General features: G+C 68.0%; 27 protein-coding genes. 18 read left to right on the plus strand and 9 right to left on the minus strand.

The features are described 5' to 3' along the window. The first annotated feature begins 11 nt into the window (after nt 1-11). The 7 genes from Q333_RS0114350 (at nt 12) to Q333_RS0114380 (ending at nt 4,755) form a co-directional block, all read left to right on the plus strand. Nucleotides 12-539, plus strand: coding sequence for a GNAT family N-acetyltransferase (locus tag Q333_RS0114350; protein WP_029417938.1), 528 nt, complete (start codon nt 12-14; stop codon nt 537-539). Between the two features lie 14 nt (nt 540-553). Beyond that, entirely contained in the window at nt 554-841 is a 288-nt protein-coding gene (locus Q333_RS0114355; RefSeq protein WP_029417939.1) for a nucleotidyltransferase family protein, read from the plus strand. A 31-nt stretch (nt 842-872) separates the two neighbouring features. Beyond that, nucleotides 873-1,181 (plus strand): HepT-like ribonuclease domain-containing protein, encoded by a 309-nt coding sequence (locus Q333_RS0114360; protein ID WP_162175592.1) that lies wholly within the window; start codon nt 873-875, stop codon nt 1,179-1,181. After that, on the plus strand, nt 1,181-2,359 hold the full coding sequence (locus Q333_RS0114365; protein WP_029417941.1) for a vWA domain-containing protein: 1,179 nt from the start codon (nt 1,181-1,183) through the stop codon (nt 2,357-2,359). Before Q333_RS0114360 ends, Q333_RS0114365 begins: the two co-directional genes overlap by 1 nt. A 66-nt stretch (nt 2,360-2,425) precedes the next feature. After that, nucleotides 2,426-2,926: a hypothetical protein gene (locus tag Q333_RS0114370; protein WP_029417942.1), complete on the plus strand. Its 501-nt coding sequence runs from the start codon at nt 2,426-2,428 to the stop codon at nt 2,924-2,926. 66 nt (nt 2,927-2,992) lie between these two features. After that, nucleotides 2,993-3,859, plus strand: coding sequence for an alpha/beta hydrolase family protein (locus tag Q333_RS0114375; RefSeq protein ID WP_029417943.1), 867 nt, complete (start codon nt 2,993-2,995; stop codon nt 3,857-3,859). Between the two features lie 62 nt (nt 3,860-3,921). Next, complete coding sequence (locus tag Q333_RS0114380; RefSeq protein WP_029417944.1) at nt 3,922-4,755, plus strand: aldo/keto reductase; 834 nt, start codon at nt 3,922-3,924, stop codon at nt 4,753-4,755. 453 nt (nt 4,756-5,208) lie between these two features. On the opposite strand, the gene Q333_RS17685 is transcribed toward Q333_RS0114380, so the two are convergent. From Q333_RS17685 to Q333_RS0114410, 6 genes are all read right to left on the minus strand, one after another. Continuing rightward, nucleotides 5,209-5,808, minus strand: a complete 600-nt coding sequence (locus Q333_RS17685) for a hypothetical protein (protein WP_157072475.1) — start codon at nt 5,806-5,808, stop codon at nt 5,209-5,211. Between the two features lie 89 nt (nt 5,809-5,897). After that, nucleotides 5,898-6,314 carry an MAPEG family protein gene (locus Q333_RS0114390; protein WP_051651352.1) on the minus strand — a complete coding sequence of 139 codons (417 nt, stop codon included), beginning with the start codon at nt 6,312-6,314 and terminating at the stop codon, nt 5,898-5,900. Between the two features lie 2 nt (nt 6,315-6,316). Beyond that, the gene (locus Q333_RS0114395) at nt 6,317-8,146 is read right to left on the minus strand and encodes a M14 family metallopeptidase (protein ID WP_029417947.1); all 1,830 of its coding nucleotides are present in this window, start codon (nt 8,144-8,146) and stop codon (nt 6,317-6,319) included. A gap of 41 nt (nt 8,147-8,187) precedes the next feature. Next, the gene (locus Q333_RS0114400) at nt 8,188-8,805 is read right to left on the minus strand and encodes a hypothetical protein (protein WP_029417948.1); all 618 of its coding nucleotides are present in this window, start codon (nt 8,803-8,805) and stop codon (nt 8,188-8,190) included. After that, entirely contained in the window at nt 8,802-9,389 is a 588-nt protein-coding gene (locus Q333_RS17110; protein ID WP_051651353.1) for a hypothetical protein, read from the minus strand. Before Q333_RS17110 ends, Q333_RS0114400 begins: the two co-directional genes overlap by 4 nt. A 32-nt stretch (nt 9,390-9,421) precedes the next feature. Beyond that, nucleotides 9,422-10,948 carry a UbiD family decarboxylase gene (locus Q333_RS0114410; RefSeq protein ID WP_029417950.1) on the minus strand — a complete coding sequence of 509 codons (1,527 nt, stop codon included), beginning with the start codon at nt 10,946-10,948 and terminating at the stop codon, nt 9,422-9,424. Nucleotides 10,949-11,039: 91 nt separating this feature from the next. Between Q333_RS0114410 and Q333_RS0114415 the strand changes: the two genes are divergently transcribed. The 5 genes from Q333_RS0114415 to Q333_RS0114435 all read left to right on the plus strand — a co-directional run bounded on the left by Q333_RS0114415 (nt 11,040) and on the right by Q333_RS0114435 (nt 13,962). Then, nucleotides 11,040-12,386 (plus strand): TldD/PmbA family protein, encoded by a 1,347-nt coding sequence (locus Q333_RS0114415; RefSeq protein WP_029417951.1) that lies wholly within the window; start codon nt 11,040-11,042, stop codon nt 12,384-12,386. Next, the gene (locus tag Q333_RS0114420; RefSeq protein WP_029417952.1) at nt 12,383-13,177 is read left to right on the plus strand and encodes a 3'(2'),5'-bisphosphate nucleotidase CysQ; all 795 of its coding nucleotides are present in this window, start codon (nt 12,383-12,385) and stop codon (nt 13,175-13,177) included. Before Q333_RS0114415 ends, Q333_RS0114420 begins: the two co-directional genes overlap by 4 nt. A 21-nt stretch (nt 13,178-13,198) precedes the next feature. Next, on the plus strand, nt 13,199-13,444 hold the full coding sequence (locus tag Q333_RS0114425; RefSeq protein ID WP_029417953.1) for a DUF4170 domain-containing protein: 246 nt from the start codon (nt 13,199-13,201) through the stop codon (nt 13,442-13,444). Between the two features lie 93 nt (nt 13,445-13,537). Further along, the gene (locus Q333_RS0114430) at nt 13,538-13,762 is read left to right on the plus strand and encodes a hypothetical protein (protein WP_029417954.1); all 225 of its coding nucleotides are present in this window, start codon (nt 13,538-13,540) and stop codon (nt 13,760-13,762) included. After that, the gene (locus tag Q333_RS0114435; RefSeq protein WP_029417955.1) at nt 13,759-13,962 is read left to right on the plus strand and encodes a hypothetical protein; all 204 of its coding nucleotides are present in this window, start codon (nt 13,759-13,761) and stop codon (nt 13,960-13,962) included. Before Q333_RS0114430 ends, Q333_RS0114435 begins: the two co-directional genes overlap by 4 nt. Before the next feature lie 3 nt (nt 13,963-13,965). Here the strand turns inward: Q333_RS0114435 and Q333_RS0114440 are convergent, their stop codons facing one another. Next, nucleotides 13,966-14,634 carry a fused DSP-PTPase phosphatase/NAD kinase-like protein gene (locus Q333_RS0114440; RefSeq protein WP_029417956.1) on the minus strand — a complete coding sequence of 223 codons (669 nt, stop codon included), beginning with the start codon at nt 14,632-14,634 and terminating at the stop codon, nt 13,966-13,968. A gap of 97 nt (nt 14,635-14,731) precedes the next feature. Here Q333_RS0114440 and Q333_RS0114445 point away from each other — a divergent pair, with 97 nt between their 5' ends. The 4 genes from Q333_RS0114445 (at nt 14,732) to lpxK (ending at nt 19,715) form a co-directional block, all read left to right on the plus strand. Beyond that, complete coding sequence (locus Q333_RS0114445; protein ID WP_029417957.1) at nt 14,732-16,564, plus strand: ABC transporter ATP-binding protein; 1,833 nt, start codon at nt 14,732-14,734, stop codon at nt 16,562-16,564. Between the two features lies 1 nt (nt 16,565). Then, entirely contained in the window at nt 16,566-17,252 is a 687-nt protein-coding gene (locus Q333_RS0114450; protein ID WP_029417958.1) for a lysophospholipid acyltransferase family protein, read from the plus strand. Continuing rightward, nucleotides 17,249-18,532, plus strand: coding sequence for a 3-deoxy-D-manno-octulosonic acid transferase (locus tag Q333_RS0114455; protein ID WP_029417959.1), 1,284 nt, complete (start codon nt 17,249-17,251; stop codon nt 18,530-18,532). The genes Q333_RS0114450 and Q333_RS0114455 overlap by 4 nt, the downstream gene beginning before the upstream one ends. A gap of 172 nt (nt 18,533-18,704) precedes the next feature. Next, nucleotides 18,705-19,715, plus strand: coding sequence for a tetraacyldisaccharide 4'-kinase (gene lpxK / locus Q333_RS0114465; protein ID WP_029417960.1), 1,011 nt, complete (start codon nt 18,705-18,707; stop codon nt 19,713-19,715). Nucleotides 19,716-19,972: 257 nt separating this feature from the next. Here the strand turns inward: lpxK and tipF are convergent, their stop codons facing one another. Next, a complete protein-coding gene (gene tipF, locus Q333_RS0114470) occupies nt 19,973-21,247 on the minus strand; it encodes a flagella assembly cyclic-di-GMP phosphodiesterase TipF (RefSeq protein WP_029417961.1) in 1,275 nt (424 codons plus the stop codon). Between the two features lie 110 nt (nt 21,248-21,357). On the opposite strand from tipF, the gene Q333_RS0114475 reads away from it, so the two are divergent. Further along, the gene (locus Q333_RS0114475) at nt 21,358-22,128 is read left to right on the plus strand and encodes an SDR family NAD(P)-dependent oxidoreductase (RefSeq protein WP_029417962.1); all 771 of its coding nucleotides are present in this window, start codon (nt 21,358-21,360) and stop codon (nt 22,126-22,128) included. Then, nucleotides 22,118-23,059: a lysophospholipid acyltransferase family protein gene (locus Q333_RS0114480; protein WP_029417963.1), complete on the plus strand. Its 942-nt coding sequence runs from the start codon at nt 22,118-22,120 to the stop codon at nt 23,057-23,059. Before Q333_RS0114475 ends, Q333_RS0114480 begins: the two co-directional genes overlap by 11 nt. Here the strand turns inward: Q333_RS0114480 and Q333_RS0114485 are convergent. Then, nucleotides 23,014-23,541, minus strand: coding sequence for a response regulator (locus Q333_RS0114485; RefSeq protein WP_029417964.1), 528 nt, complete (start codon nt 23,539-23,541; stop codon nt 23,014-23,016). The genes Q333_RS0114480 and Q333_RS0114485 overlap by 46 nt on opposite strands. Nucleotides 23,542-23,551 lie beyond the last annotated feature (10 nt).

Raw genomic sequence — 23,551 nt, forward strand, 5'->3', positions numbered from 1 at the left:
AATCGCGCCCCATGAGCGACGTCGTCATCCGAGCCCCCTCCCCCGCCGACGCCGAGGCGCTCGGCGCGCTCGGTCGCCAGACCTTCCTCGATACCTTCGTGACCGGCTTCGGCATCCCCTATCCCGAGGCCGATTTGGCGGTGTTCCTCGACGCCAGCTTCAGCCCCGAGGCCACGGCCGCGAAACTGGTCGAGCCCGGCGCGGCCTGGTGGGTCGCCGAGCGGGACGGCGACCTGCTGGCCTTCGCCAACGCCGGACCGAACACCCTGCCCCACCCCGAAGCCCGTCCCAGCCATGCGGAACTGCGCCGCCTCTATGTCGCCACGGCGGCGCAAGGGCTCGGCCTCGGGACGAGGCTGCTCGCCCTGTCTCTCGACTGGATGGAGGCCAACACCGACGGCCCGCTGTGGATCGGCGTCTGGAGCGGCAACCTGAAGGCCCAGCGGCTCTACGCCGCCCACGGCTTCGTAAAGGCGGGCGAATATCAGTACCCGGTCGGGGCCTGGCGCGACGACGAGTTCATCCTGCGCCGCGGATAGACTATGTTGGCGGCATGACCCGCGACGAACTGCTGGCCAAGCTGCGCGAACTGAAGCCCTGGCTGGAGGAGCAGGGCATCGTCAACGTGCGCCTGTTCGGAAGCTACGCGAGGGACGAGGCGGGGCCGGACAGCGACGTGGACCTGCTGGTCGATATCGTAAAGCCTCTGGGGTTTCGCTTCTTTGGCATCGAAGACGATTTGTCAGAACGTCTCGGCGCGCGCGTCGAGATGATGACCAACCTCGCGCTGCGGAACCCCTACGTCCGACACACGGCGGAGCGCGACGCGCTTGTGGTCTGAACGCGACGTCGCCCTCGTCGAAGAAATGCGGATGGCGCTGGCCAGCATCGCCGATTTGATCGAAGGCGAAGAACGTGAGGCGTTTCTGGCTGACAAGGCCAAGCCTCATGCGCTGGCCATGTTCTTTGTGGTGCTCGGAGAGGCCGCGAACAAGGTCAGTCCTGCAGTCAAATCCGCATATCCTGAACTCGCGTGGAGCTATGCGGCCAAGCTTCGCCACCTGATTGCGCACGAGTACCAGAGGGTCGACCACCAGCAACTCTGGGAGTTTGCAACCTTGGACGCTCCCGAAATGCTGGCGTACCTCCCCCAGCCGCCCGAGCCCGAGGCGTTCGACTAATGCTCCTCCCCTTCTTCACCGCCCTGAAGGACGCGCGCGTTCCCGTCTCGATGAAGGAATGGCTCCACCTGATGGAGGCCATGGATCGGGACGTGGCAGGCGGCCGGGTCGAGGACTTCTACCACCTGTCGCGCGCGGTGCTGGTCAAGGACGAGAAGCACTACGACCGCTTCGACCAGGTCTTCGGCCAGGTGTTCAAGGGCATCGAGACCGTCGGCGCGGGCGAGGAGCCGACGCTGGACGTGCCCGAGGAATGGCTCCGGCTGCTCAACGAGAAGTTCCTGACCGACGAGGAGAAGGCCGAGATCGAGGCGCTGGGCGGCTTCGACAAGCTCATGGAAACGCTGAAGCAGCGGATGGAGGAGCAGCAGAAGCGTCACGAAGGCGGGTCCAAGTGGATCGGCACCGGCGGCACCAGCCCCTTTGGACACGGCGGCTACAATCCCGAGGGCGTGCGGATCGGCGGGCCCGGCAAGCAGGGTCGGGCGGTCAAGGTCTGGGAGAAGCGCGAGTACCGGAACCTGGACGATACGGTCGAGCTGGGCACCCGCAACATCAAGGTGGCGCTCCGCCGCCTGCGCCGTTTCGCGCGCGAGGGCGCGGCCGAGGAACTGGATATCGACGGCACAATCGACGGCACGGCGCGTCAGGGCTGGCTGGACATCCAGATGCGGCCGGAGCGGCGCAATACGATCAAGGTGCTGCTGTTCCTCGACGTCGGCGGCTCGATGGACGGCCACATCAAGCTCTGCGAGGAGCTGTTCAGCGCGGCCCGGACCGAGTCCAAGAACCTGGAGTTCTTCTACTTCCACAACTGCCTTTACGAGGGCGTCTGGAAGGACAATCGCCGGCGCCACACCGAGCGCATCCCGACCTGGGACCTGCTGCACAAGTACAACGGCGACTGGCGCGCCATCTTCGTCGGGGACGCCACCATGAGCCCCTATGAGGTCACCATGCCCGGCGGCTCGGTCGAGCACTGGAACGAGGAGGCCGGCGCGGTCTGGATGCGCCGCGCGCGGCTGCAGTGGGACAAGTCGGTCTGGCTTAACCCGGTGGCGGAGCGGTACTGGAGCTATACCGCCTCGGTCGGCCTGCTGCGGGAGATCATGGACGAGCGCATGTATCCCCTGACCCTGGACGGGCTCGACAAGGCGATGCGCGCCCTGACCCGCTGAGGCGGATTGCCGGTCGCGGAAACCGGCGTTTCATGCGAGGGTGACCGCACGCCGGAGGATCGAGTCATGTCGACCGTCTTCGCCCTGCTTCTCGCGCTTCAGCAAACGCCCGGCGCGGTGGTCTGGGAGGCCCCGCCGGCGGACGTCGTCGAGGCGGTCGAGGTCACTGAGGCTCCAGACCTCCCGGCCTGGGCGCTCGCCGATCCCTTCGGCTGGGAGCGATCGCAGTGCAGCCCCCTGGTGCGCGGCGACGAGCCGATGGACGCCTGCCAATCGCGCGTCCGGGCCGATCTTTCCCTGGCGCTCGGCGACCGGCTTCCGGCCGGTTTGCGGCCTGCGGATGCGCCGACGCCCTGCCAGGCCACGCCCAGCGCCGACGGCTCCTTCCCGGTCGAATGCCGCGAGCCCGAGCGCCGCGTCGCGTCCGCCAACACGGTTCAGGACCAGGTCTGCGAGAGCCGGCCCCGGCGTGAGGGCGGCGCCGTCGCGTTCGTCACAGAGTGCCGCCCGGCGGGCGCTTCGTCCGAGCGTCAGGGCCTGCGCTTCCGCCTGCCCATCGGGGACTGATCCCACCCCCTTGACCTTCCCCAGCGTCACCGTGTCAGGTTCGTTTCCAAACAGGACGGACCTTCCATGGCGCGCCCCGATCTCATCCTCCGCGACCTGACGGCCCCCGCCTCCGACGGCTATCCCCTGTCGATGCGGCTGATCTCGGGGCCTCAGCCGACCCATGCCGTTCTGGTGACGTCCGGCACCGGCTTTCCCAAGGGGTTCTACGAGCGGTTCGCGCGGCATCTGGCCGGACGCGGCGCGGCGGTCCTGACCCACGACATGCGCGGCATCGGTGGCTCGCGGCCGGATGATCTGGCGGCGATGCGGATGACCTATGAGGACTGGGGTCGGCTGGACATGCCCGCAGCGCTCGAGGCGCTGATCGGCGAGACGCCCGGCCTGCCGGTCACCCATGTCGGCCACAGTGTGGGAGGCCACTTCGCCGGCTTCATGCCAAACCACGCCAGGATACGCCGCCATGCCTTCGTCGCGGTAGGCTCGGGCTACTGGCGCAAGCACCCGCTCAGCTACAACCCGGTCGAGCTTTTCTTCTGGTGGGGCTATGGCCCCTTCAGCCTGACGCGCCACGGCTACATCAAGGGCGGGAGCCTGTGGCGGGGCGCCGACCTGCCGCGCGGCGTCTTCCTGCCGTGGCGCAAGTGGTGCCACGATCCCCGCTACTTCGGCGAGCGGCTGCTGACCGAGCTCCAGCCCAACCACTTCGCCGAGGTGACCGCGCCGATCCGGTCGTGGATCTTCACCGACGATCCCATCGCCAACACGCGCACCGGGCCGGACATGCTGAAGGTCTATCCCAACGCGCCGTCCGAGCTGGTCGTGCGTCGGCCCGCCGACTATGGCGTCGCCCGCGTCGGCCACGAGGGCATGTTCCGACGCGGCATGGAACCGGTCTGGGACGAAATCGCTGACTGGCTCACGGCCGACTGACTGGCGGGGCTCCCGGCCCGGCCTATATCCGGCTTCTTCCCCGCACGACGCCGGAGCCTGCCATGACCGACCAAGCCACGATCACCGTCGACGGCCTGACCATCCCCCTGCTCGGTTTCGGCACCTGGCAGCTGGAGCCGGCGGACGCGCGGCGCATGGTCGCCGAGGCGCTGAGGATCGGCTATCGCCACATCGACACGGCCTGGATCTACAAGAACGAGGCGGCGGTCGGCGACGGCATCCGCGATTCCGGCGTGCCGCGCGACCAGATCTGGCTGACGACCAAGATCTGGGTCGCCCATTTCGAACGCGACGCCCTGCTGGCCCAAGCGGAAGAGTCGGCGAACAGCCTGGGGTTCACGCCCGACCTGCTGCTGCTCCACTGGCCCAAGGTGACCCCGTCGATCCCGGACACGATCGCCGCCCTCAATGAGGCCAAGGACCGTGGCCTGACCCGCTTGATCGGAGTCTCCAACTATCCGTCGGCCCAGTTCCGCCAGGCCCAGGCGGCGTCGAAGGCCCGGATCATCACCAACCAGGTCGAGTACCACCCCTATCTGTCTCTGAAGACACTGCGGGCGACGGCGGCCGACCTGGGATCGTCGATCACCGCCTGGTCGCCGCTGGCCCAGGGCCAGATCGCCGACGATCCGGTGATCGGCGAGATCGCGGCGGCCCACGGCAAGACGCCGGGTCAGGTGACCTTGCGTTGGCTGATCCAGCAGGACGTCATCGCCATTCCGCGCACGGTGAAGCCCGAGCGGGCCGCCGAGAACTTCGGCATCTGGGATTTCGAGCTGTCGGCCGAGGAGATGAAGCGCATCCACGGTCTGGCGCGTCCGGACGGACGGCTGGGCGACTGGATCGACAGGGACTTCGTTTGGGATCAGGATTGACGACGGATAGCTTGAGCTGAACGCAAACGAGCTCGAAGTCCGTCGACCGTCTGAGTAAACGATTCACCATTTCGCCTGCGACCCAGAACTTGAGCCGTCGACGTATCGGCTCCAAAGTCCAGGTTGACCAAAACGGCGTATTCCGGACTGTTCGCTGGCGGTTGGAATCTACCCCTGTACTCTGGCATTCGAGCGACTTCTGCCGGCTTGAATGCAAGGACGTACTCTTTCACGAGAGGACTAGTTTGGACCTCATTAATGGCTACCACATCGGTGCACAACGCCCAGCCCTTTCTGCGACCAATCTCTGCCTCAAAGGCTCCGAGGTCTTCGGCAAAAGTGGCCCTAAGCGGACTTGGCATCTTATTGGCCAGTTCGTTCAGGTTATCCCGAAAGGTACCCCACTGGCTGGACGGAATAACGTCCTCGTTCACAGCTATGCCCAGTTTAGTCCTACGCGTCATCTCCCTTGACCCCCGGTTGACTATAGATCGCGCTTTCTAGCTCCTGGGTAGCAGCCTTAGCTGTTTCGATTCGGTCCATCAAGACGTCGAACTGCGGCCCCCCTATCCCGCCGCCCAAGCCTTCGACGGGGCGGTAGACATAGCCAGACCCATTGCGACTACCAAGGGAGTTCATGTCCTCAGTTACCGTTTCATACATGAACATTTTGTCCAGTAGGCCAGAAGGCACAAGATCAATAAAGTCGCGGGTGTAATCCAAGACGCGAACATTAAAAGGGATCACTATATATTTTTGGTTTATAACTGTGACATTTGAGAACAATTCGCGCTGACTCTCAGGTCGGGAAGCGCGCTCTATGGCATCCTCGACACGAAACAGTTCTCCGCGGTATCGTTCTAGAAGCACCAGTAGATGTCTCAGTGTCGCCCTGTAACGAAGACGTCGCTCGTTGACACTAATCAGTGCTTGGATACGAGGAGTGAAGAGCGCAATTGCAGCCGCCATCAAGACAAAACTTGACGCGATTAGAGTCTGAAAGTCATAGACTTTAGACCACTCGGTTGTGTATTCTAGAATAGGCCCACTCACGAAGAACCTCCTAGCCGAGAGGTAGCTAGCCTGAGTCGACGTTGGCCCGCTATCGCGGGAAAAGATGAGCTGTGGATTGCAGCTCTTCGTCAGCGCGGCGCGACGAAGGCGTGGACCACCAGCATCATCGCCGCCAGGAATAGCGACAGCCACGTCAACAGGATGCCGAACAGCCGCGCCGTCGTGGCCTTGTCACCCCGCAGTCCCGCGGCGTGAAGCACCCGCCCGATCAATAGAGGTGCCCCCACCATGTGGATGCCCACCGCCGGCATACCCAAGGTCGCGAGGATCGCCATCGCGGCGATGCCGACGGGGATGTACTCGGCCGCATTGCCGAACACCCGGCTCTTGAGCGCCAGATCGGGATCGCCGCCGTCCCCAAGGGAAACGCGTCGCGACCGTCGGGTCAGAGCTACACGCATTGACAGGATCACCAGCAAAAGAAGCAGCACGCCGCTCCACAGCGCGGCGGCCTCGGCGCCGCTCAGGTCACCGTCGATTATCATGCTCAGCCCTCCCGGCCGACCGGATAGAGTCGGTAGCGGTCATCATAGAACGGCGTGCGCTCATAGAACCACTGCAGCCGCGCGTCACCGTTCGCCGCGAACGCCGGATCCGCCGCCAGCTTGGCCTCGAACTCGGCCTTCAGAGCCGGATCGGCGGCCAGCATGGCCTCGGCCAGAGGCGCGATGGCATAGCCCTCGATGTACTCGACGCGGCTGAGGATTTCCGGGACCAGACCCCAGGCGAAGAAGCTCTCGTTGGACTGCGGCTCCAGCAGCAGCACGGCGATATCGCCCAGCGGCTGGTCCGTCGGCACGCGCACCGATCCGGGCGCCCAGGTCCAGGTGCGCTGTTCAGCCTCGACCGTCTGCACGCTCATCTGGACGTGACCCTCGTTGGCGCGCTGCGCGATCCCGGGATCGACGAGGCGAAGCATCTCGACGGACACGGTCCGGGGCTCGGTCAGGGTCTCCATCTGCAGTCCGTGGATGCGCAGCCGCTCGATCAGGTCCGCCCGGTGGGCCGGCACCCAGTAGGCGGTTGGCCGGCGCAGCGTCAGCGACGGCCGCGACCCGAAGTAGGGCACCTGCCACAGCTCCGGATCGGGCCGCCCCAGCCAGCGGATCTCGGTGCGGCCCGAAGCCGGGCTTTCATAAGTCTCATAGAGCACGCCCCGGAAGGCGCGGGTTTCCAGAGGCGTCGGATCGGGCACGAAGTTGGCGGGAATCTCGGCGGGCCTCAGCGCCCGGTCGGCGCTAATGGCGGAACGGACGGCGGCGCCCTCCTCGGCCAGCAGGCGCAGCGACGCCTCGATCAGGATATAGGTCCCCAGCACCCGCTGCTCATAGGGCTTCAGGCTGTGGTTCTCGATCAGGACCGTCGGCACATGGGCGGCCGCGCCCCAGCCGTTGGAGAACCGTTCGCCCAGTCCGCCGTCCGACAGCCCGGCCTTCGGATCATCCCCATCGACCCCGAACACCAGCGGTCCCGGGATGTGCCCCTGCCCTTCCAGCGCCGCGTTGATCGCCGGCTTGAACCGGCCGTCGAGCCACGCCGAGATCGCGGGCGACCGCGAATAGACCCCGTCCTCGCCGTTGAAGCCGAAGGTGATGTCGTACTGATAGTCCATGCCGTCGGTCACGTGGATGTCCAGATAGAGCGCCGGGTCCAGCCGGTTCATGAAGGCCCGGAGCGCCCGCATCTCGGGCTGGTCCAGCTTGAGGAAGTCGCGATTCAGGTTCTGGTTGGTGGCGGTGTTGCGCCAGCCCTGGATGCGCGGCCCGCGCTGGTTGGGACGGGAGTAGGCACTGGCCCGTTCATGCCCGTCGACCGACAGGATGGGGATCAGCACCAGATTGACGTCGTCGATCAGCCCGCCCTTGTCGCCGAAGGCGATGTCGCGCAGCAGCATCATCCCGGCGTCCTTGCCGTCGATCTCGCCCGGATGGATGCCCGCCTGGGCCAGCAGCACGGGCTTGGCGGGATCCAGCGTCGCGCCGTCCCGGCTGGCGATGACGGCGTAGATCGGCCGGCCCTCGGGCGAGACGCCGAACTCCTCAATGCGGATCAGGTCCGACGCCGCGTCAAGCCGGTCGAACCAGGCGCGGGTGGCGGCGTAGTCGGGGCTGTGGTTCAACTCCGGGTCGCGCTCGAAGTCGGTGATCCAGGGGTTGGAGTCGTCGGCCAGCAGGCTGCGACTAGCACCGTCCCAAGCCAGGGCGGGCGGCAGGAAGGCCTGATCCCAGGGCGCGGCGTTGCGGACGGACTGGGACATGGCGGGGCTCACGCTACTGGAGAGGGCGGCGACGGCCGCGAGGATTAGGATAGGGCGCATGGCCCTTCGTCGACCGACGCGCTCGATCTGGCAAGGGTGGATCAGACCGGCGGCGACCACGCCCCCGACGCGATCAGCTGGGACGCCGCCCGCACCATGTTCCACAGAGTGTAGGCCAGCACGACGACGAGCGCCCCGATGACAAGCCATCGCTGGGGCGCGAACGCCGCCGTCAGATTGCAGACTGCGAACAGGACGACGCCGAAGACGATCCGGGGCGTCCAGACCGCCGCCCACGCCGGGTCCGCCATGGCCAGCAGTCCGAGCAGGACCCACACCATGGCGTTGGCCGCCAGGACGCAGCCGAACACGACCCGCCGGTGCGCCCAGAAGTGCTCGTCGAGGTCGATCCGCGTCTCCACGCCCTCCGCCGTCACGCGCGGAAAGGTCACGCTGGCCGCGACATAGAAGGTCGCGGCGATGATGAGTCCGACCAGCAACAGCGCCGGATTGAACGGCGCGTCGCGAAAGAACCGCCACGCCTGATTCCAGAACGTGGCCAGATCGATCGCCACAAACAGCGCGAGCAGGGGGGTCAGCCACCCGAACCGCACCCGATGCCGCTCATGCAGCAGCCGCGCGAACCCGCCGGTCAGCTCCGCGACCGACAGGCCCAGCAGCAGGCCGTAAAAGCTGAAGAAGAACTCGAAGTCGCTCATGTCGCGGCCTCGACCGCCGCTTGCAGCGGATTCAGTTGCGGCAGCCAGTTCAGGAAATAGAGGATCAGCAGGCCGAGGATGGCGTACATGGCCCGCCCGCGCGGCATGACCAGCGCGGCCGCCACCAGGACGAAATACGTCCAGCTGATCCAGTTCATCGGGAAGGGATAGCTGCGGTCGGCCGCCTGCCAGGCCCAGACCGTTCCCGCCACCGCCACCAGGTTGGTGAACAGGATCGCGCCGAATATGATGCGCCGCCGGGCCCAGAAATGCTCGTCAAGCGACGCCCAGCCTTCGAACTCGCGCGGGAAGACGACGGCCGCGGCGACGTAATAGGTCATGGCCATGACGAGACCGATGACCAGTATGCCGAAGTCCACCTCGATCCCGCGCCAGTCCTGCCAGGCGACCACCCAGAAGCCGGCCACGTCCAGCGACACGAACACCGCCAGCATGGGCGTCAGCCAGCCCACCTTGACCTGGCCCCTCTCATGCACCGTGCGCGCCACGCCCGAGGCGATCTCGGCCACCGACAGGCCGAGGATTAACCCGTAGAAGCTGAAGAAGAACTCGAAGTCGCTCAATCGGCCCCCCGACCGTGGTTCATGCGGTCAAGCTACTTCCAGATCGGCGTTCCGTCTCCCGGCAATCCCAGCCGGCCCCACATCTCCGACACCCGCTCGACCACAGCCTCGTCCATACGGATGACCTCGCCCCACTCGCGCTTCGTCTCCGGCGGCCACTTGTCCGTCGCGTCGAGGCCGATCTTGGAGCCCAGGCCGCTGTCAGGACTGGCGAAGTCCAGGTAGTCGATCGGGGTGTTCTCGATGACGGTGATGTCGCGAGCCGGGTCCATCTTGGTGGAGATGGCCCACATGACGTCCTTCCAGTCGCGGGCGTCGATGTCGTCGTCCACGACGATGACCCATTTGGTGTACATGAACTGGCGCAGGAAGCTCCAGACGCCCAGCATCACCCGCTTGGCGTGGCCGGGATACGCCTTCTTCATCGACACCACTGCGATGCGATAGCTGCACCCTTCGGGCGGCAGCCAGAAGTCGACGATCTCGGGGAACTGGGCGCGCAGCAGCGGGATGAAGACCTCGTTCAGCGCCTCGCCCAGCACGCTGGGCTCGTCCGGCGGCCGGCCGGTGAAGGTGGTCAGATAGATCGGATCGCGCCGCATGGTGATGACGCTGACCTGGAACACCGGGAAGGTCTCGACCGAGTTGTAGTAGCCGGTGTGGTCGCCGTAGGGGCCCTCGGGCGCGTGCTCGTCGAGCAGGACGTGGCCCTCCAGCACGATCTCGGCGCGGGCGGGCACCATCAGCGGCACGGTCTTGCAGGGCACCAGCTCGGCCTTCTGGCCGCGCATCAGACCAGCGAACTGATACTCCGACAGGGTGTCCGGCACCGGCGTCACGGCCGCCAGGATGGTCCCAGGATCGGCCCCGAGCACGACGGCGCATGGCAGGGGGCCGGTCTTTTTCTTCCTGTGGCGAGCATAGTGCTGGGCCCCGCCGCGATGCGCCAGCCAGCGCATGATCGCGCGGTCCTTGCCCATCACCTGCATCCGGTAGATGCCCAGGTTGAAGTCGTCCTCGCGGTCCTCGGACGGGCCCTTGGTGACCACCAGGCCCCAGGTGATCAGGGGCGCGGGCTCGCCGGGCCAGCAGGTCTGGATGGGCAGGCTGGTCAGGTCGATCTGGTCGCCCTTGAGCACCACCTCCTGCACCGGCGCGGACTTCACCACCTTGGGCCGCATGGCCATGACGGTCTGGGCCAGCGGCAGCAGCTCCATCGCCTCGCCAAAGCCGCGCGGAGGCGTCGGGTTCTTCAGAAACGCTAGAAGCTCGCCGACCTCGCGCAGCTCCGCCGCCGTGGTCCGCTGCTTCTTCTCCAGCGTCACGCCCATCGCGACGCGCTTGACCGTGCCGAACAGGTTGGCCAGCGCCGGGATCGGGCTGATCGAGCCGTCAGGCATGACGGGCTTTTCGAACAGCACCGCGGGGCCGCCGTTCCTTAGAAGGCGCGTCTGGATCTCGGTCATCTCCAGCACGGTCGAGACGGGCTCGGTCACGCGGACGAGCTCGCCCTGCGCCTCCAGCACCGTGATGAACTCGCGCAGGTCTCTGTATGCCATGGCGCGGTCGTAGAGCCGCCGGCGGTCGCTGTCACCCATCCGGACGGCCGTACAGATTGCGGCACAGGCGCGCGTCGGCCATATGCGGCCCATGCCCAACACGCCTGCGCCCGCCGACCTTCTGCACGATCTTGTCCGAGACGCCCTGAAGGCCGGAGCCGACGCTGCGGAGGCCGTCTCCTCCGAACGCGCCTCCCTGTCGGTCGGGGTTCGCAACGGCGTGCTGGAGGACGTCGAGCGCGAGGAGAGCCGCGATCTGGGCCTGAGGGTCTTCGTCGGACGGCGCCAGGCCACCGTGTCCGCCTCGGACCTGTCGGAAGCCACGCGAACCCGATTGGTCGAACGCGCCGTCGCCATGGCGCGGCTGGCGCCGGAAGATCCCTACAACAACATCACCCCGCGTGATCAGCTGGCCACTGGGCCGTTCCGGGAGCTGGACCTGTTCGACCCGAGCGAGCAGTCCGCCGCCGAGCTGGAAGCCGTATCGCGCGAAGCCGAGGCCGTGGCGCTGGCCACGCCGGAGGTCGCGCGGTCCGAGGGCGCGGGCGCCGGCTATTCCTCCTCGCGCTGGCGGCTGGTGACATCGGAGGGCTTCGACGGCCGGTATGAGGCCACCGGCTTCTCGCTTCATGCCAGCGTCATCGCCGAGCGCGGCGGGGCCATGGAGCGCGGCGGAGAGGGCCGCACCACCCGCCACCTCTCCGACCTGCCCTCGCCCGAGGCCATCGGCGCCGAGGCCGGGCGCAAGGCCGCCGCCCGACTGGGGCCGAGGAAGATCGCCTCGACCACCGCGCCGGTGATCTTCGACCGCCGGATCGCGACCCAGGTCCTGTCGCCCCTGATCGGCGCCATCGCCGGGCCGTCGGTGGCGCGCGGCACATCGTTCCTCATGGGCCGCATGGGTCAGCAGGTGCTGGCGAGCGGCGTCAGCGTCATCGACGACCCGTTCCGCGTGCGCGGTCTGGGCTCCACGCCCTTCGATGACGAGGGTTCGCCGGTCGAAGAGATCACAATCGTCGAGGACGGCGTGCTGAAGACCTGGCTGCTGAACCGCGCCGCCGCCGCCCAGCTGGGCCTGAAAACCACCGGCCACGCCTCGCGGGGCTCCGCCGGACCTCCGGGCGTCTCGACCCATAACCTGCACCTGACGCCGGGGGAGCGGGATCAGGCGGGCCTGATGGCCGACGCCGGGACCGGCCTGGTCGTCACGGGCATGTTCGGCCCGTCGCTGAACCCCAACACCGGCGACTGGTCGGCGGGCGTCCACGGCTTCTGGTTCGAGAACGGCGAGATCGCCTATCCGGTCAGCGAGATCACCGTCGCCGGCAAGCTGGCGGAGTTCATGCTGAGGCTGGTCCCGGGCTCGGACCTGGAGTTCCGAGGCTCGGCCAACAGCCCGTCCCTGCTGATCGACGGCGTCGCCATAGCGGGCAAATGACCGATCTGGACGCCGACCTGACCCTGATCCGCGAGGCGGCGCTGGCGGCCGGCGCCCTGGCCGAGGCGGAACGGGCGCGCGGGCTCAAGATCACGTCGAAACCCGGCGGATCACCCGTGACCAGCGCCGACCTCGCCGTCGACGCCATGCTGAAGGACCGGCTGCTATCTGTGCGCCCCGACTACGGCTGGCTGTCCGAGGAGACCGGCGACAGCCCGGACCGCCTCTCGCGGCGGCGCATCTTCGTCGTCGATCCCATCGACGGCACCGTCGCCTTCATGAAGGGCCGACCGTGGTGGTGCGTGCCCATCGCCGTGGTCGAGGACGGCCAGCCCATCGCCGCCGTCATCCATGTGCCCGCGACCGGCGAGACCTACGAGGCTGCAGCCGGCGGTGGCGCGCGCCTAAACGGCAGACCGATCTCAGCATCAGATGAAACCACCCTGGACGATGCCGCCGTGCTCGCCGACGCCCGCCTGATGGAAGGGCCGCACTGGCCCGAGCCCTGGCCGCCCATGCGCTACGAGAAGAGGAACGCCCTCGCCTATCGCATGGCGCTCGTGGCGTCCGGCGCCTTCGACGCCGCCATCGCGCTGACGCCCAAGTGGGACTGGGACGTCTGCGCCGGCGCCCTGATCGCGGGCGAAGCCGGGGCCAGGGTCTCCGACCACCACGGCCGTCCCTGGCGCTTCAACCAGCCTGACCCCCGACAGGCCAGCCTGGTCTGCTCGGCTCCGGCGCTCCACCCGTTGATCATCCGGCGGACTGCGCCTATCCCGCTGCGCCAATAGCCCCTCCCCCGGACGCCCTCCATGACCGACGCCCCCAACACCGCCGACCCCCAGCTGCTGCACCTCGTGATCGGGGGCGAGTTGCGCCATCTGGACCAGCCGGTGTTCCGCGACCTTTCCAAGGTCGAGTTCGTCGGCGCCTTCGGCAACTATGCCGAGGCCAAGGCGGCGTGGAAGGCGCGGGCCCAGGCGACCGTCGACAACGCCCACATGCGGTATTTCATCCTGCACGCCCACCGGCTGATCGACCCGCGCGGAGAGGCCTGAGTCCGCGCGGGGGCCAATCGTCGCGGCGGGAACCGTCACGGCGACGTTTGCGCTGTTTCGGTCTAGGTTCCGCCAGAGCACAGGAGCGATCCCATGACCCCGACCCTGATCGTGCTGAGCCTTCTGGCGCTGGGCGTCGCCATCGTCGCCGTGGCCACGCGCCAGCCGCCTTCGCGCCCCTATGAAAAGCGCAAGGAGCAGGACACCGCCTGGGGCGAACCGCCGACGCCGGATGAACAGGCCGCCGACCCCTTCGCCCATGCGCCCCTGCCCCAGCCCCTGAACGAACCCGTTCGCGAGCCGGAGCGTCAGGCATGACCCTGTTCGGAACGACGCTCGACGGCACGCAGATCGCGGCCCTGGTCGGGCTGCTCGCCACGCTGGTGATCTGGATCTTCGCCCTGCGCGACGCCGAGGGCTACCGCCGCTGGTTCAGGGGCTGGTCCAGCGAGAAGAAGGCCGAGACCCGCACACGCGACGAACCGCCGTCGCGCACTCCGACCGGCCCCTGGGGTTGAACCTTACTCGCGCCTCAGCAGCTTCTCGGTCAGCAGCTTGCCCCACCAGTTGGCGCGGAATTCTTTTCGCATGGCCTGGGGATCGTAGGCGTCGCTCTCGACCCACTCCATGAAGCCCACGCCGGTCGGCTCGATCTCGCGGACGTAGGTCTCCAGGAAGTGGTCCAGCACGCCGGTCAGACCCTCGCGGCTGTGCAGATACTTCTTCGACAGCTCGCGCATCGCCTCGGAGATCGGCTCTCCCAAGTGGAAGTGGCGATAGAAGACCGCCATCAGCCCGGCCCGGTCAGCGCCGGACTTGCAGTGGATCAGCGCCGGATACTCAATCGTGGCGAACAGGTCGCGCGCGCGGCGTACCCGGTCCTTGCCCGGCGGGTCCCGGCTGTCCAGCGGGGCGTCGATCAGGGTCAGGCCCAGTCGCTCGCAGGCCGCCTTTTCCAGCCAGTAATAGCCCTCGTCCCTCTGCCCGCGCAGATTGATCACGGTCCTGATCCCCCGCTTCGCCCAACCTTCCAGTTGTCGCGGCGAGGGCTGGTTGGTGCGCACCAGGTCGGGGCCCAGCCAGTGGGCGTTCTGGAACGCCATCCGCAGGAAGGCGTGGTCGTTCCAGAAGTAGTCGCGCTCGGCGGCCTTGCGGCCCGCCTCGCTCGCCATGTCGAACCGGCTGGTCATGGGGTGCGCAGATAGCGAGCCCCGACGCGCTGCGCCACCGCCAAGCCATGAGCGGACTTCGCTTGACTTGACCGCCCGGGCGTCCGACCTCCGGCGGATGAGTTCGACCGCTCCGAACCCGGACGCCCTGCCCGCGCCCTCGCACGGCCTGTTGGCGCGCGTCTGGCGGGACTATCTGTCCCGACGCCGGGGCGCGCTGATCCTGTCGCTGATTTGCGCGGCGATTGCGGGGATCAGCACGGCGACCGTGCTGCAGCTGTTGCAGCCGGCCATCGACGGCATGTTCCTGGGACAGCCGGTCAGCGTGCTCGGCGGCCTGTTCCGCATCCCGCCGGAGGATGCGCTGTGGGGCGTGCCGGCGATCATCGTCGGCGTCGGCCTGATCTCCACGGCCGCGGCGCTGGGTCAGGCGGCGCTGGTCAACCGCATCGGTCACGGCGTGGTCGGCGACATCCAGGTGCGGCTGTTCGGCGCCATGATCCGGGCCGACCTGGCGCGGCTGCGCAGCCAGCATTCCGGCGCCTTCGTCTCCTCGGTCCTGTTCGACGCCAATCTGGTGCGCGAGGCCTTCACCAACGGCGTGGTGAACTATACCCAGCACGCCCTGACCCTGGTCGCGGTGCTCGGCTACATGCTCTGGCTGGACTGGAAGATGACGCTGGTCGTCTTCCTCGGCGCGCCCGTCATCGCCTGGATCATCCGCCGCTTCGGCAAGCGGATGAGGAAGGCCACCACCGGCGCCATGGTCGAGACTGAGAACCTGTCCACCGCCCTGATGGAGAACCTGGACGGCGTCCGCCTGATCAAGATCGAGAACCGCGAGGCGGCCGAGGAGGCGCGCGTCGGCGAGGTCGTGTCGCGCCGCCAGAAGCACGTCATCAAGTCGGCCGACAGTCGCGCCTTCGCCGGACCGTCCTCGAACCTTGTCGCCGTGCTGATCGTCGCGGCCATCATGGCTTACGCTGGCTGGCAGGCGCGACAGGACCAGCTGACCATCGGCGCCTTCGCCGCCTATGTCGGCCTCTTGATGTCTGCCGGCCAGTCGCTGCGTCAGGTGACCAACCTCCAGACCGTGATGACCGAGGGGATGACGGCGGCGCGTCGGCTGTTCGCCGCCCTCGATATCGCACCCGAAATCCGGGAGGCGGCGACGCCCCGGCCCCTGCCCGCCGGGCCGGTGACCATCGCCTTCGAGGACGTATCCTTCGCTTATGCGGCCGCCGGGCCGACATTGTCCGACGTGTCTTTCACCGTCGCGCCAGGCGAGACCGTCGCCCTCGTCGGCCCGTCCGGCGGCGGCAAGTCGACCCTGCTCAGCCTCCTGCCGCGCTTCTACGACGTGACCGCCGGCGCGGTGACGCTTAACGGTGTCGACCTGCGCGAGCTCAGCCTGACAGACCTGCGCGACCGCATTGCGCTCGTGACGCAGGAGCCCTTCCTGTTCGACGACACCGTAGCGGCCAACATCGCCTACGGCCGACCGGGCGCGACGCAAGCCCAGATCGAGGTGGCGGCCAAGGCCGCGGCGGCGCATGACTTCATCACCGCGCTTCCCGAAGGCTACGCCACCCGCGCGGGCGAGGCGGGACTGCGGCTCTCGGGCGGCCAGCGCCAGCGCATCGCCATCGCCCGGGCCTTTCTGAAGGACGCGCCGATCCTGCTGCTGGACGAAGCCACCTCGGCGCTCGACACCGAGAGCGAGGCCCTGGTCCAGGCCGCGCTTGAGCGGCTCATGACCGGTCGATCAACGTTGATGATCGCCCACAGGCTGTCCACCGTGCGGCATGCCGACCGCATTCTGGTGCTCGAAGGCGGCCGCATCGTCGAGAGCGGCAGCCACGACGCCCTGGTCAAGCGGGTCGGGTTGTACAGCCGCCTGGCCAAGGCCCAGTCTCTGGACGGAACGCCATCCGTCGCCTCGGTCGCCTGACGTGAGGCCGCTGAGGAACCCGGTCATCCAGAGCCTGCTGGCGTCGCTGCTCGCCGCCTGGATGCGCTTCTGCTTCGCCACCATCCGCTGGAGCTACGAGGGCCGCGAGCATGCCGAGGCGGTCTGGGCGGCGAAGGGCGGGGTCATCTGCGCCTTCTGGCATTCCCGCATCGGCCTGTCGCCTGCCTGTTGGGACCTGACGCGAGCTCAGCCCGCCAAGGCATTGATATCGCTCAGCGCCGACGGCGAATTCATCGCCAAGGCTGTGGCTCGCCAAGGCTTCCCCGCCGTGCGCGGCTCCTCGGCCAACAAGGACAAGGCCGACGCCGCCAAGGGAGGATCTCGTGCTCTCAGGGACGGCCTGAAGCAGTTGAAGATCGGCGCGCTCGCCATCACCCCCGACGGCCCGCGCGGCCCGGCGCGGGTCATGGCCGAGGGCATGCCGTTGATGGCCCGCATGTCCGGCGCGCCGGTGCTGTTTATCGGCATGAGCTGCAATCCCGCGATCCGGCTGAACAGCTGGGACCGCGCTCTCCTGCCCCTGCCCTTCGCGCGAGGCGCTATCGTCTACGACCTGGAGCCCTATCCGGAGGGCGCCGACCTCGCCGAGGTGACGGGCGCCTGGACCGAGCGCCTGACCGCCGTGGAGGCTCGCGCCGACGTCCTGACGGGGCTGGAGCGCATATGAGCCTGGCCCTGACCGCCTACCGCCTGCTGACGCGGATGCTGGAGCCTCTGGCCCCGCGTCTGCTCGACGCTCGCGCCAAGCAGGGCAAGGAGGACCCCCGTCGGGTCGATGAGCGGCTGGGCGTCGCGGGCGTGGCGCGGCCGCCGGGCGACCTCGTCTGGCTGCATGGCGTCAGCGTCGGCGAGACCCTGTCGCTGCTGCCCGTGGTCGAGCGGTTCCGAAAGAGCCGTCCCGACCTGACCGTGCTGGTCACCTCCGGCACGGTGACCTCGGCCGAACTGCTCGCCCAGCGCCTGCCGCCGGGCGTCATCCACCAGTACGCCCCGGTCGACGCCCCCGGCGCGGTCGCGGCCTTTCTCGACCACTGGCGGCCCGCGCTCTGCGTCTTCGTCGAGAGCGAGCTGTGGCCCAATCTGATCCTGGCGGCCAAGGCGCGCGGCGTGCCGCTGGCGCTCGTCAGCGCCCGGATCACCGAGAAGACCGCCGAAGGCTGGGCGCGCTTTCCCGGCGCGGCGCGGACCATCGTCGGCGCCTTCGATCGCATCCTTCCGCAGGACATCATCTCGGCGGACCGCATCCAGGCGCTGGGCGGGCGCATCGACGGGCTGGTGAACCTGAAGCTCTCCGGCGGCCCCCTGCCCCACGACGCCCGCGCCTTCACCGCCCTGTCGGCGGCCATCGGTGACCGGCCCGTGGTCGTCGCCGCATCGACCCACGAGGGCGAGGAGATCGCCATCGTCCGGGCGCTGGATCACCTGACCGAGCGTCTTTGCCTGATCCTGGTCCCCCGTCACCCAGAGCGCGGCGGCGAGATCGCGACCGCCCTGACCCGCGACGGCTACCGCTTCGCCCTGCGCTCCCGCGGCGCCGTTCCGAACGCCGAGACCGACATCTACGTCGCCGATACCTTGGGCGAGCTCGGCCTGTTCCTGCGGCTGGCGGACGTGGTGGTGATGGGCGGCTCGTTCGGATCGTTCCTGGGCCGCGAACCGTGGGGCGGGCACAATCCGCTGGAGCCCGCGCGGCTGGGCAAGCCCACCGTGACCGGCGCCGACGCGGCCAACTGGCGCGAGGTCACCGAGGCGCTGACAGCGGCAGGCGGTCTCGTCGTTGTCGCCTCGCCCGGAGACCTGCCCGCCGTCGTCGCGCCCCTGCTGAATGACCCCGCCGGTGCCAAGGCCATGGGCGAACACGCCCGTCGCGCCGCCGCCGACGCCGGAGCGGGTCTGGACCGGCTGTGGGAGAGCCTGCAGTCGCTGTTGCCGAGGGCGGGCCGATGACAGCGCGGCACGTTCTTTCTCCCCCTGCGGGAGAAGGTGGCCCGGAGGGCCGGATGAGGGGTATGCGGACGCGCATCATGTGTGTCCGGCAGTCACTCCCCGGTCAGACCGAGTTTCAGCCCTCATCCGACCTCTCTGCGCTCGGCCACCTTCTCCCGCAGGGGGAGAAGGGATGAAGTTGACGACCCCCCGCTGGTGGTACGAGCGTCACGGACGCCACGGCCGGGTGACGCGCACCCTGCTCAAGCCCGCATCCTGGCTGTGGGCGGCGGCGACGGCGCGACGGGTCGCCCGGACGCCGGGCGAGGACGTCGGCGTCCCGGTCATCTCCATCGGCAACCTGACCGTCGGCGGCTCGGGCAAGACGCCGGTCGCCCGCGAGGTGCTGCGGCTGCTGCGCGCCTCAGGCGTGGAGGCCCACGGCCTGTCGCGCGGCTATGGCGGACGGCTGGAGGGGCCGGTGCGCGTCGATCCGGCCAGCCACTCAGCCAGCGACGTCGGCGACGAACCCCTGATGCTGGCGGACGAAGCCCCGATGTGGGTCGCGCGGGATCGCGTGGCGGGAGCCAGAGCGGCGGTCGCGGCTGGGGCTCAGGCGCTGGTGCTGGATGACGGCCACCAGAACCCGGCGCTGAAGAAGACGCTCAGCCTGATCGTGGTGGACGGGGAGACGCGCGGCGACGAATGGCCCTTCGGAGACGGCTCGGTCTTCCCCTCCGGCCCCATGCGCGAGCCGCTGAAGGCCGGGCTGGCCCGCGCCGACGCCGTGATCCTGCTCCTGCCTGCCGATGCGCCCGGTGCCGATCCGGAGCTGCTGGCCCTGTTCGGCGCCCTGCCCGTCTTCGTGGCCCGGCTGGAGCCCGCAGGACCGCCGCCGTCAGGCCCCCAGGTCGGCTTCGCTGGCATCGCCAAGCCATGGAAAGTAGAGCGCGCGCTCAAGGCCGCCGGCTGCGACCTGAAGGATTTCGCGCCCTTTCCGGACCACGCCGACTACCGCGTTGAGGACCTCGCCTTCCTCGCCGACCGCGCGGCCCTGTTCGAGGCGGGTCTGGTCACGACGGAGAAGGACTGGGTGCGCCTGCCGCCCGCGTGGCGCTCGCGGGTGACGTCGTGGCCGGTCGTGGCAAGGGTCGAGGACGAGGCGGGCTTCAAGGACGCAATCGCCGCCGTATCCAGCGGCTGAGCCAGATTGATCCGCCCAGATGCACCCCAAGGATGGGCACGCTCCACCCCATCGTCCGAAGTAAGCCCCGGAAAGCATCGAAATCTCCGGTGATCCACAGCCAGGCGAAAACGCCGAGGACACCCAAGAGCGCCAGAGCCGAGCCAACGGCTTGATACGTTATGACCGGTACCGCGAAGGCGAGAACCTTGTCGTTGAACTCGAGACTGCGGCGGGACGGATTGCTAGCCACGCGCTTTCTCTGTCAACGGAGGCGCTCAGGCGTAGCGCCGCCGCCGTTCCGCATTGATCAGCGTCGAGCGCACGAAGTCCGCCGGCGGATCGGTCTCGGCCAGCACGGCTTCCTTGATCGCGCGCGGCTCGCCGAACAGGTGGCCCTGGGCGATGGTCACGTCGAGCTCCAGGATATCGACGATCTGGCGCTCGCTCTCGCACTTCTCGGCGATGACCTCGATGCCATAGCGACGGGTCAGCTGGGCGAAATCGGCGGCCTGGATGTCGCGCAAGCTGGGGATCGGCGCGCCGCCGTCCATGTCCAGCAGCTGTTCGATCAAAAGGTCGGCGGCGACCTTGATGAACTTCACGTCCGACCGCTGCAGATCGTTGAAGTCCAGGTCCAGCGTCTGGACCTTGTCCAACGAGAAGCGGAAGCCCAGGTCGGCCAGCTTGGCCATGTTGCGCGCCTCGACAGCGCCGCGCGCATCGAACGTCGCCTGGCCCAGCTCGAAGATCAGGGCCTGGTTCAGGTCGCGGTTCTCGCTGAGGAACTGCAGGAACTGCGGGAAGAAGGTCTCGTCGCCCAGGCTGGAGAGGGCGACGTTGCAGAAGACGCCGACCTTGCGGTCCTGCCGCGCGAGGCGCCGAACGATCTGGGCGCAGCGGAACAGCAGCAGATTGTCGATAGCCGGCACCAGCCCCTCGCCCTCGGCGATCGACAGGTATTCGGCGGGCATCATCACCCGGTCGGTGGAATCGCGCAGCCGGGTGAAGCTCTCGTAGAAGACCGTCCGCCGCTGCGGCAGGGTCACGACGGGCTGGAGATACAGGTCGACGCGGTTCTCGCTCAGCGCATCGTGGACGGTCTTCAGCAGCAGGTTCGACTGCTGGTGCCGGCGCGCCTCGGGGCTATCGGGGGCCGCCATCGGGGTGACCGTCAGACGCTGGTCGATCGAGGCGCTCATCTGCTGGATCAGATCTTCCAGCATGCGGACTTCGCCGGACAGTTCCTCGGTGCGGGTCAGGGCGCCCGCCTCGATGGCCTGGGCCAGGTCGCCGAGGGCACCTTGCGTCTGCTCCATAGCGTCGGCCAGCAAGCGATGCGCCTCGCGCACGGCGCCGATCTCGGCTTTAAGGCGACGGCGCTCGGCGGCCCCCGCGATCAGGGCGTGGGCCGCGCCCAGCACGCCCAGCATGCCGAAGGTCGCCGCGATCCCTGGCCCGAGGCCCAGCCCCGCCCGCCACAGGAAGGCGCCGACCGTCATCGCCAGGAAGACGTAGCCGAAGAACAGGAAGCCGTTGGTCAGTGCACGCATGGGAACGGGTTTGTCCGACTTCCCGGATGGAATCGGCCGAGTATCAGGCTATCAGGGCCGGACCGCTAGGGCGTGGCGCGAATAAACGACGCCGATATCAGGGGAAACGCATGGAACTGTTCGACCTCACCGGCAAGAGCGCCATCATCACCGGCTCCTCCAAGGGCATCGGCAAGGCCATCGCCGAGCGGCTGGCCGAGCACGGCGCGAATGTCGTCATCTCGTCCAGGAAGGCCGGACCGTGCGACGAGGTCGCCGCCGCGATCAATGCGAAACACGGCGAGGGCCGCGCCATCGCCATCCCCGCCAACATCGCCTCCAAGGAAGACCTGCAACGGCTGGTCGACGAGACCAACGCCGCCTTCGGCAAGATCGACATCCTGGTCTGCAACGCGGCGTCCAATCCCTATGCCGGGCCGATGGCGGGCATCACCGACGAGCAGTTCGACAAGATCCTGCAGAACAACGTCGTCTCCAACCACTGGCTGATCCAGATGGTCGCGCCACAGATGCTGGAACGGAAAGACGGGTCGATCACCGTGGTGTCGTCCATCGGCGGCCTGCGCGGCAACGCCCTGATCGGCGCCTACAACATCTCCAAGGCCGCCGACATGCAGCTGGTCCGGAACCTCGCCGTGGAGTGGGGGCCGTCGAACGTGCGGGTCAACTGCATCGCGCCGGGCCTCGTGCAGACCGACTTTGCCCGATATCTGTGGGAGAACCCCGAGATCCTGAAGGTCGCGACCGACCCCGCGCCCCTCCGCCGCATCGGCCAGCCGGACGAGATCGCGGGCGCGGCGGTCTATCTGTCGTCGCCCGCCTCCAGCTACATGACCGGCCAGACCCTGGTCGTCGACGGCGGCATCACCATTGCCTGGTGAGCGGGTCTCACTCCGCCAGGACCTGATCTGGCGTCTGGAGGCGGCGGCGTTCGCGGGCTTCATCGGCCTGATGCGGCTGATCGGGCTGGAGGCGGCGTCGAACTTCGGCGGCTGGCTGCTGCGGACGCTGGGTCCGAAGACCGGCACCCATCGCACGGTCATGCGCAACCTGCGCATCGCGTTTCCGGACATGGACCCCAAGGAGCGCGAGCGTCTCGCCATCGCGCAATGGGAGCAGACGGGACGCACGTTCGCCGAGACCGCGGTCATGGACCGGCTGACGCCCGCGTCCGGCCGTATCGACATCGTCGGGGCCGAGCGGCTGGAGGCCATCCGCGCGTCCGGAAAGCCCGTCGTCTTCGTTTCGGGTCACTTGGCCAATATCGAGACCATGGCGGCCGTTCTGGTAGCCTCCGGCGTGCCGGTCCAGGTCACCTACCGCGCCGCCAACAACCCCTATGTCGACGCCCAGATCGTCGCCGCCCGCGCCCGTTATGGCGTCAAGCTCTTCGCCCCTAAGGGCGGCGACGGCGCGCGCGAACTGCTGGCCGGCATGGGGCGCGGCGAAAGCGTCGCCCTGATGAACGATCAGAAGTTCTCGGAGGGCCCCGAAGTCAACTTCTTCGGCCACCCCGTGAATGCCGCGCCCGGCCCTAGCCGCCTGGCGCTGCGCTTCGGCACGGTCATCCAGCCGATGAGCGTGGTGCGCCTGCCTGGCGTCCGCTTCCGCGTCACGGCGCACGAACCCATCGAACTCGAAAGCACAGGCGACCGCCAGGCCGCTATCAAGGCCGGGGTCCAAGCCATCACCACCTTCATCGAGGAACGGGTCCGCGAGAACCCTGTCGACTGGTTCTGGGTGCACAAGCGTTGGCCTGACCGGGTCTACGCCGCGCTGGACCCCGCGCCTTCGGCCACAGCCTCCGCCTGATCGTTGGAGCGCCGGAACGGCCCTGGGTAGTTCGGCATGTTCACCCTGCGCCGGTCCGGGCCGAAGTAGTCCTCGGTTTTCACGAAGGGCCGAGGGCGCATGATTACGGCCTGGATGCGATCGAACACCGCCTTGGCGGTGATGGGCTTGACCACGAACTCGGTCACGCCCGCGTCCCTGGCCTCTACCACCCGGCTCTTCTCCGAATGGCCGGTCATCATGATGATGGGCAGATAGGGATTGGCGCTGTCCCGGCTGTTGCGGATCAGGCGCGTAAACTCCACGCCGTCCAGCGGGAACATGTTGAAGTCGACGATCGCTAAGTCGACCGGAAAGTCGCGGACCATGTCCAGGGCGGCGGCACCGTCGGACACCTCGCGGATGCTGCGCACACCCGCCGATTGAAGGATGGCGGCGGTGATGGCGCGCATGTGCTGGTTGTCGTCAACCAGCAGAACATTCAGAGATTGCAGTGAAGACATTTAGGCAACC

Source organism: Brevundimonas bacteroides DSM 4726 (assembly GCF_000701445.1).
In the GTDB taxonomy this organism is placed as follows: Bacteria; Pseudomonadota; Alphaproteobacteria; order Caulobacterales; family Caulobacteraceae; genus Brevundimonas; species Brevundimonas bacteroides.